7 protein-coding genes and 1 pseudogene are annotated in these 7,415 nt (G+C 64.2%); 7 read left to right on the forward strand and 1 reads right to left on the reverse strand.

Annotated features, from left to right (window positions below; all coding sequences use genetic code 11):
- Positions 1-94 precede the first annotated feature (94 nt).
- From hflK to GYB81_RS17315, 5 genes are all read left to right on the forward strand, one after another.
- Positions 95-1,264, forward strand: a complete 1,170-nt coding sequence (gene hflK / locus GYB81_RS17295; RefSeq protein ID WP_161864731.1) for an FtsH protease activity modulator HflK — start codon at positions 95-97, stop codon at positions 1,262-1,264.
- Positions 1,264-2,133, forward strand: a complete 870-nt coding sequence (gene hflC, locus GYB81_RS17300; RefSeq protein ID WP_161864732.1) for a protease modulator HflC — start codon at positions 1,264-1,266, stop codon at positions 2,131-2,133. The genes hflK and hflC overlap by 1 nt, the downstream gene beginning before the upstream one ends.
- A gap of 105 nt (positions 2,134-2,238) precedes the next feature.
- A complete protein-coding gene (locus tag GYB81_RS17305) occupies positions 2,239-2,424 on the forward strand; it encodes a DUF2065 domain-containing protein (protein ID WP_013713860.1) in 186 nt (61 codons plus the stop codon).
- A gap of 37 nt (positions 2,425-2,461) precedes the next feature.
- Complete coding sequence (locus tag GYB81_RS17310; RefSeq protein WP_161864733.1) at positions 2,462-3,649, forward strand: ATP phosphoribosyltransferase regulatory subunit; 1,188 nt, start codon at positions 2,462-2,464, stop codon at positions 3,647-3,649.
- A gap of 57 nt (positions 3,650-3,706) precedes the next feature.
- The gene (locus GYB81_RS17315; RefSeq protein WP_161864734.1) at positions 3,707-5,002 is read left to right on the forward strand and encodes an adenylosuccinate synthase; all 1,296 of its coding nucleotides are present in this window, start codon (positions 3,707-3,709) and stop codon (positions 5,000-5,002) included.
- Here the strand turns inward: GYB81_RS17315 and GYB81_RS17320 are convergent.
- The gene (locus GYB81_RS17320; RefSeq protein WP_161864735.1) at positions 4,987-5,154 is read right to left on the reverse strand and encodes a hypothetical protein; all 168 of its coding nucleotides are present in this window, start codon (positions 5,152-5,154) and stop codon (positions 4,987-4,989) included. The genes GYB81_RS17315 and GYB81_RS17320 overlap by 16 nt on opposite strands.
- Positions 5,155-6,135: 981 nt before the next feature.
- On the opposite strand from GYB81_RS17320, the pseudogene GYB81_RS25265 reads away from it, so the two are divergent.
- Positions 6,136-6,303, forward strand: a pseudogene (locus tag GYB81_RS25265) (HAMP domain-containing protein); the annotation flags it as partial.
- Positions 6,277-7,161, forward strand: coding sequence for a methyl-accepting chemotaxis protein (locus tag GYB81_RS25270; RefSeq protein ID WP_438810717.1), 885 nt, complete (start codon positions 6,277-6,279; stop codon positions 7,159-7,161). The pseudogene GYB81_RS25265 and the gene GYB81_RS25270, both read left to right, overlap by 27 nt.
- The last annotated feature ends 254 nt before the right edge of the window (positions 7,162-7,415 follow it).

Below are 7,415 nucleotides of genomic sequence, written 5' to 3' on the forward strand. Positions count from 1 at the left end.
CTGCAGTGGCGGCTTTGCCGTCACCCTGGGGCTTTGGGTAGCATTGGCCGGCGCGCCGCGGGCGCGCCTTCGCTTTATCAGTACGGAGAACGCTATGGCTTGGAATGAGCCGGGTGGCAACTCGAACAATCAAGACCCTTGGGGCGGCCGCAAAGGCGGTGGCCGGCAGGGCCCGCCGGATCTCGACGAAGCGTTCCGCAAGTTGCAAGAAAGCCTGAACGGGCTTTTCGGTGGCGGCAAGAAACGTGGTGACGACGATTCCGGGCGCAGCGGTGGCGGCGGTGGCTTCGGTCTGCTGTTCGTAGGCCTCGGCCTGCTGGCGGTGATCTGGCTCTACAGCGCGATCTACGTGGTCGATGAACAGGAGCAGGCCGTGGTGCTGCGCTTCGGTAAATACCACGAGACCGTCGGGCCGGGTCTGAACATCTACTTCCCGCCGATCGATCGCAAGTTCCAGGAAAACGTCACCCGTGAGCGCGCCTACAGCAAGCAGGGCGCCATGCTGACCGAAGACGAGAACATCATCGAAGTGCCGTTGACCGTGCAGTACCGCGTGAGCAATCTGCAGGACTTCGTGCTCAACGTCGACCAGCCGGAAGTCAGCCTGCAGCACGCCACCGACAGTGCCGTGCGCCATGTCGTGGGCTCCACCGAGATGGATCAGGTGCTGACCGAAGGTCGTGAGCTGATGGCCAGCGAAGTGCGTGAGCGTCTGCAGCGTTTCCTCGACAACTACCGCACCGGTATCACCATCACTCAGGTGAACATCCAGAGCGCTGCGGCGCCGCGTGAAGTTCAGGAAGCCTTCGATGACGTGATCCGTGCCCGTGAAGACGAGCAGCGCGAGAAGAACCAGGCCGAGTCCTACGCCAACGGCGTGATTCCGGAGGCCCGTGGTCAGGCCCAGCGTCTGCTGGAAGAGGCCAACGGTTACCGTGACGAAGTCATCGCCCGCGCTCAGGGTGAGGCCGACCGCTTCACCAAGCTGGTTGCCGAGTACCGCAAGGCACCGGAAGTCACTCGCGAACGTCTGTATCTGGACACCATGCAGGAAATGATGAGCAACACCAGCAAGGTTCTGGTCACTGGCGACAAGGGGCAGAACAACCTGCTCTATCTGCCGCTGGACAAGATGATCGACAGCCGTGGTGGTTCCTCTTCCTCAAGTTCGGCCAATAGCAGCAATTCGACGACGCGTGATCCGGCCGTGCCGCTGAGCAGCGATCTGTCGCAGCGTAACCTGCGTACCCGGGAGGGCCGTTGATGAGCAACAAGTCCCTGATCGGCCTGATCGTGGCCGTGGTTCTGGCCCTGGTGGCATGGAATAGCTTCTATATCGTGGCGCAAACCGAGCGTGCGGTGCTGTTGCAGTTCGGGCGAGTGGTTGAGCCTGATGTGCAGCCCGGCCTGCATGTGAAGATTCCCTACGTCAACCAGGTGCGCATCTTCGATGGTCGCCTGCTGACCCTGGATTCGACCTCCTCGCGCTTCCTGACCCTGGAGAAGAAGGCGCTGATGGTCGACGCCTACGCCAAATGGCGGGTGAAGGATGCCGAGCGTTTCTATCAGGCTACCTCCGGCATGAAGCAGGTTGCCGACGAGCGTCTGGCGCGTCGTCTGGAGGCGTCGCTGCGTGACCAGTTCGGTAAGCGCACCCTGCATGAATCCGTATCCGGTGAGCGTGATGCGCTGATGGCCGACGTGACCGCGACGCTCAATCGCGCTGCCGAGCGTGAGCTGGGCATCGAAGTGGTCGATGTGCGGGTCAAGGCTATCGATCTGCCGCGTGAAGTGAACCGCAGCGTGTTCGAGCGGATGAGCACCGAGCGTGAGCGTGAGGCCCGTGAGCACCGCGCCAAGGGTCGGGAGCTGGCCGAGGGTATTCGCGCCGATGCCGACCGTCAGCGCCGTGTGCTGCTGGCCGAAGCCTACCGTGAAGCGGAAGAGCTGCGCGGTGACGGTGACGCCCAGGCAGCCGCCATCTACGCCCGTGCCTACGGCCAGGATCAGGAGTTCTACTCCTTCTACCGCAGCCTGCAGGCGTATCGTGAAAGCTTCGCTGACAAGCGTGATGTGCTGGTGCTGGACCCGAGTAGCGATTTCTTCCGCTACCTGGAAAAAGCCAAGCCTTGATCGGCAACCCTGGCGGCGCGATGCGTCGCCAGGGTGACCTCAGGGGAAAACGTGGTATGATGCGGCAGCCGGGAAAATCCCGGCTTTTTTGCGTCTGTGGGAATCATGTGGCAGGAACTCGGCATCGCATTGTGTCTGGTATTGGTGCTGGAAGGCATCCTGCCCTTCCTCTATCCGCGCCATTGGCGCGGGGCGGTATTGCAGGCTGCGCGTCTGCCCGACCGTCGACTGCGTCTTATGGGGCTGGCCAGCATGCTGCTGGGGACTGCTCTTCTATATCTGCTTCACTGAAGGCTTGTGCCGCCCGGATCGAGAGGGGAATGGCGAAATGGCAACGGTAGACCGCTGGCTGCTGCCAGATGGCATCGAAGAAGTACTGCCGCCGGAAGCGGCGCGCATCGAGGCGGCACGCCGCCAGGTGCTGGATCTGTTCCAGCGTTGGGGTTACGAATTCGTCGTCACCCCGCATATCGAGTACCTGGAATCCCTGTTGACTGGCGCCGGCCAGGATCTCGACCTGCGCACCTTCAAGGTCACCGATCCGCTGTCCGGTCGGCAGATGGGCTTTCGTGCCGACATCACCCCGCAGGTGGCGCGTATCGATGCCCACACCCTGCGCCGTGAAGGTCCGAGCCGTCTGTGCTACGCCGGCAGCGTGCTGCACGCCAAGCCGCGCGCGCTGACCACCTCGCGCAGCCCCATCCAGCTGGGCGCCGAACTCTATGGTGATGCCAGCCCGGCCAGCGATATCGAGGTGATCAGCCTGCTGGTCGAGACCCTCGAACTCGCTGCGGTGCCGGATGTGCACATGGATCTCGGTCACGTCGGTATCTATCGCGGCCTGGCGCGTGCCGCCGGGCTGTCCGGCGAGGCCGAGCAGCAGCTGTTCGATGCGCTGCAGCGCAAGGCCATGGACGAAATCGAGACCCTGACCGCGGCCTTGCCGGCAGGTCTGGGCAACATGCTGCGTTCGCTGGCCGAGCTGTGCGGCGGGCGTGAAGTGCTGGACCTGGCCCAGGCGGCCTTGGTCGAGGCGCCGGATGCGGTGCATGCTGCGCTCGATGAGCTGGTGGCCATCGCCGATGCGCTGGAGCTGCGTTATCCCGAGTTGCCGCTGTATTTCGACCTGGGCGAGCTGCGCGGCTACAACTATCACACCGGCGTGGTGTTCGCGGCGTTCGTGCCGGGCGAAGGCGGTGCCATCGCTCAGGGCGGCCGTTACGACGATACCGGCGCGGTGTTCGGTCGGGCTCGTCCGGCGACCGGCTTCTCCACTGACCTGAAGACCCTGGTGACCCTGGGGGATATGCGTCTGGATGAGTCCGTCAGCGGCGTTTGGGCGCCGGATAATCATGACCTCTATCTGTGGCAGGCCGTTCGTCGTCTGCGTGGTGAGGGTGAGCGCGTGGTGCAGGCGCTGCCCGGGCAGAGCGAGGCGGATGCGCGCGAAGCAGGCTGTGACCGCCTGCTGACGCTGCGCGATGGACGTTGGCAGGTGGCGCCCCTGGCGCCCTGAATTCACTTTCGCCGGCCCGCGGCCGGCATCCAAGCTTGCGCGAAGAGGACAAGTATCATGGGTAAGAATGTCGTCGTCCTGGGCACCCAGTGGGGTGATGAGGGCAAGGGCAAGATCGTCGACCTGCTCACCGAGCAGGCCGCTGCAGTCGTGCGTTATCAGGGTGGCCACAACGCCGGCCATACTCTGGTGATCGACGGTGAAAAAACCGTCCTGCACCTGATTCCGTCCGGCATCCTGCGTGAAGGCGTCGACTGCCTGATCGGCAACGGCGTGGTCGTCGCGCCCGATGCCCTGATGCGCGAAATCACCAAGCTGGAAGAGAAGGGTGTGCCGGTGCGCGAACGCCTGCGCATCAGCCCGGCCTGCCCGTTGATCCTGTCCTACCACGTGGCGCTGGACCAGGCGCGCGAGAAGGCCCGCGGCGACGCCAAGATCGGAACCACCGGTCGTGGTATCGGCCCGGCCTACGAAGACAAGGTCGCGCGTCGCGGCCTGCGCGTCGGTGACCTGTTCCACCGCGAGCGTTTCGCCGCCAAGCTGGGTGAGCTGCTGGATTACCACAACTTCCAGCTGGTCAACTTCTATAAAGAGCCGGCCATCGACTTCCAGAAGACTCTGGACGAGTGCATGGAGTACGCCGAGCTGCTCAAGCCGATGATGGCTGACGTCACTGCCGTACTGCACGACCTGCGCAAGGCGGGCAAGGACATCATGTTCGAAGGCGCCCAAGGTTCGCTGCTGGACATCGACCACGGTACCTACCCCTACGTCACCAGCTCCAACACCACCGCTGGCGGCATTGCCACCGGCTCCGGCTTCGGTCCGCTGTATCTGGACTACATCCTCGGCATCACCAAGGCCTACACCACTCGCGTCGGTTCCGGCCCGTTCCCGACCGAGCTGTTCGATGATGTCGGTGCCTTCCTGGCCAAGCGTGGTCACGAGTTCGGTGCCACCACCGGTCGTGCCCGTCGTTGCGGCTGGTTCGATGCCGTGATCCTGCGTCGCGCCATCGAGATCAACAGCATCTCCGGCCTGTGCCTGACCAAGCTGGACGTGCTCGACGGCCTGGAAACCATTCGCATCTGCACCGGTTACAAGGACGCCAACGGCCAGGTACTGGTCGATGCGCCGACCGATGCCGACAGTTACATCGGCCTGCAGCCGGTTTACGAGGAGATGCCGGGCTGGAGCGAATCCACCCTGGGTGCCAAGACCCTGGAAGATCTGCCAGCCGCCGCTCGCGCCTACATCAAGCGCGTGGAAGAGCTGGTCGGTGCGCCGATCGACATCATCTCCACCGGCCCGGACCGCAACGAGACCATCGTGCTGCGTCATCCGTTTGCCTGATCGAGATGCTCTCGAGCCGCAGATGAGCCGCCTTCGGGCGGCTTTTTTGTGGCTTGGCTTTCTTGCTCACGCCAGGCGCTATTGACTGCAATTGCAGCCATAATGCCGGATCGTTCGTTGGTTGATCGCTGTTTTGGTTCGAGCTTGGGCATGCGCCTTGCTTGCACTCAATAAATCCCGGAAGTCGCCGTTATAGCTGTTACGGTCGTTGAGGAGTGTTCCCAGTGTTTGCCATCGTTTCCATGTTGCGCAGCCGCTTGCTGCGCCCGGTGTTCGTCGCGCTTGGCCTGGCCATGTTGGTGCAGGTGGGGCTGGCGGTGTGGCTGATGCGTGCATCGGTCGATGGCATGGTCGAGGACCTGGCTCAGCGCCTGGGCGGTGAAAGTCGCCGCCTGGGCGAAGAGTTGGGCATGGCCGAGCGCGAGATGAGCCAGGGGCTTGCGGCGCTCGCGAGCAGTACGCGTACGCGCCTGGGTGAAGGCCTTTCCGGCCAACTGAAGGATGAGCAGGCGCAACTGCGCGTGGTGCTGGAGGGCAATCTCAAGCAGTCCGGCCAGGCCCTAGCACAGTTGCTCGCCGGCGTGGCGCCCAAGTCCATCTGGGATCTGGACATTCCGGCGCTCACCGCGCTGACGCGCATTGCCCAGCAGGATCCGGCGGTGCTTTTCGCCATCATCTATGACGCCGAAGGCAAGCGCCTGACGCGCAATTTCAATCGCAGCAACGCACAGGTGCGCGACCTGGTTGCGGCGGGGCAGGGCGATTCGCCGCTGGACAAGCTGGTGGATGCCGCTTCCCGTGACCCGCGTGTGTATGTGGTCGAGGCAGACATCAGCCCGATGGGCGCGCCGATCGGCAAGGTACAGATGGGGCTTTCGCTGGATGTGGTCGAGCGCGAGGTTGCTGCCCTGGACGGGCGTTTCGCGGCGTTGGTCAATGGCGCCGGCGAGTTGGTCGACAGCAGCCTGGCGGGTGCTTCCGAGGAGGCGACCGCGGCGTTGCGTGCGCGTTTGCAGTCGGCCGAGCGCTATACCCAGGAGATGGCGCGCAACGGCGGCGAGTCGGTGCGCGCGGCGGCAGACTCGCTGCGCTGGAACATTGCCCTTGGGTTGCTGCTGGTCGGTGCGCTGGCGATGCTGGTGGTGGCGCTGGTGCTGGGCTGGCGGGTATTGAGCCGGGTGCGTCTGCTCAGCGCGGCGCTCAATGATCTGGCAGCCGGCGAGGGGGATCTGACGCGGCGCGTGAGTATCGACAGTCAGGATGAAGTGGGCGAGATGGCCGATGCAGTCAACCGCTTCATCGCCAAGCTGCAACCCATCGTGCGCGAGTCGGGCGAAGTGGCGCTGCGTACCGGTGAGCAGATCCGCAGCCTGACTCAGCGCGGGGTGGCGGCCGAAGCGGCGGCCGGACGTCAGCGCGACGAGGTGGCTGGAAGCCTGCAGGCGCTGGAGCAGATGGCTGACGAGGCGCAGGCGGAAAGTCAGTCCATGCAGGACGCGCTGCAGCGCGTCGATACCATTCGTCAGGCGGCGCACGAGAATGCCGCTATCGCGCAGCGCCTGTCCGCCCTCATCGAGGGGCTGGTCGCGCGTGTCGCGGACGGTTCGGCGGTGATCGAGCGGTTGGCCAAGCAGAGTGAACAGATCGAGGTGGTGCTGACGGTGATCCAGTCGATTGCCGAGCAGACCAACCTGCTGGCGCTCAATGCCGCCATCGAGGCGGCGCGCGCTGGCGAGAGCGGGCGGGGCTTCGCCGTGGTGGCCGACGAGGTGCGGGCGTTGGCAAGCAAAACGCAGCAGTCCACTGGCGATATCCAGACCCATATCGCGGCCCTGCAGCGTGGCGCGCAGGAGGCTGTGGCGGCAATCGCTCAGGCTGGAGCGCAAGGAAGCGAGGGTCTGCAGGTTCTGCGTGACAGTGCGCGCCTGCAGCAGTCGGTGCAGCAGTCAGTGGATGAGGTGCATGGCGCCATCAATGCGGCGACTCAGGCCGCAGCCCATCAGGCCGAGGGTGCTGGAGCGGTGCGCGGGCGTGTGGAGATCATTCACGCCGAGGCGCAGCATGCAGCCGAGGCCGTGGCGGCGATTGCCGGCAATGCGCGGGCGCTGGATGAGCTGGCGGCGCAGCTCAAGGCCAGTCTGGGGCAGTTCAAGGTCTGAGAGGGCTGTGTAGGAGCGAGCTCTGCTCGCGTAGCTTTTGCAAGAGGATCGTAGGGCGTACTCGCCGAAGGCAGTACGCCGATTCTGAGATTTTAGTTGCCTGGCGGAGCGCTGGCGGACTGTTCGCTGGCGCTCCTGGGTCCGCCCTACGGTCTGGCAAGAGTTCGCGAGCAGAGCTCGCTCCAACGTTTTTTTGCGGGCAATAAAAAACCGAGTCATCTGACTCGGTTTTTTGAAATTTGGTGCCCAGGAGA

It is taken from the genome of Pseudomonas yangonensis, assembly GCF_009932725.1.
Taxonomy (GTDB): Bacteria; Pseudomonadota; Gammaproteobacteria; order Pseudomonadales; family Pseudomonadaceae; genus Aquipseudomonas; species Aquipseudomonas yangonensis.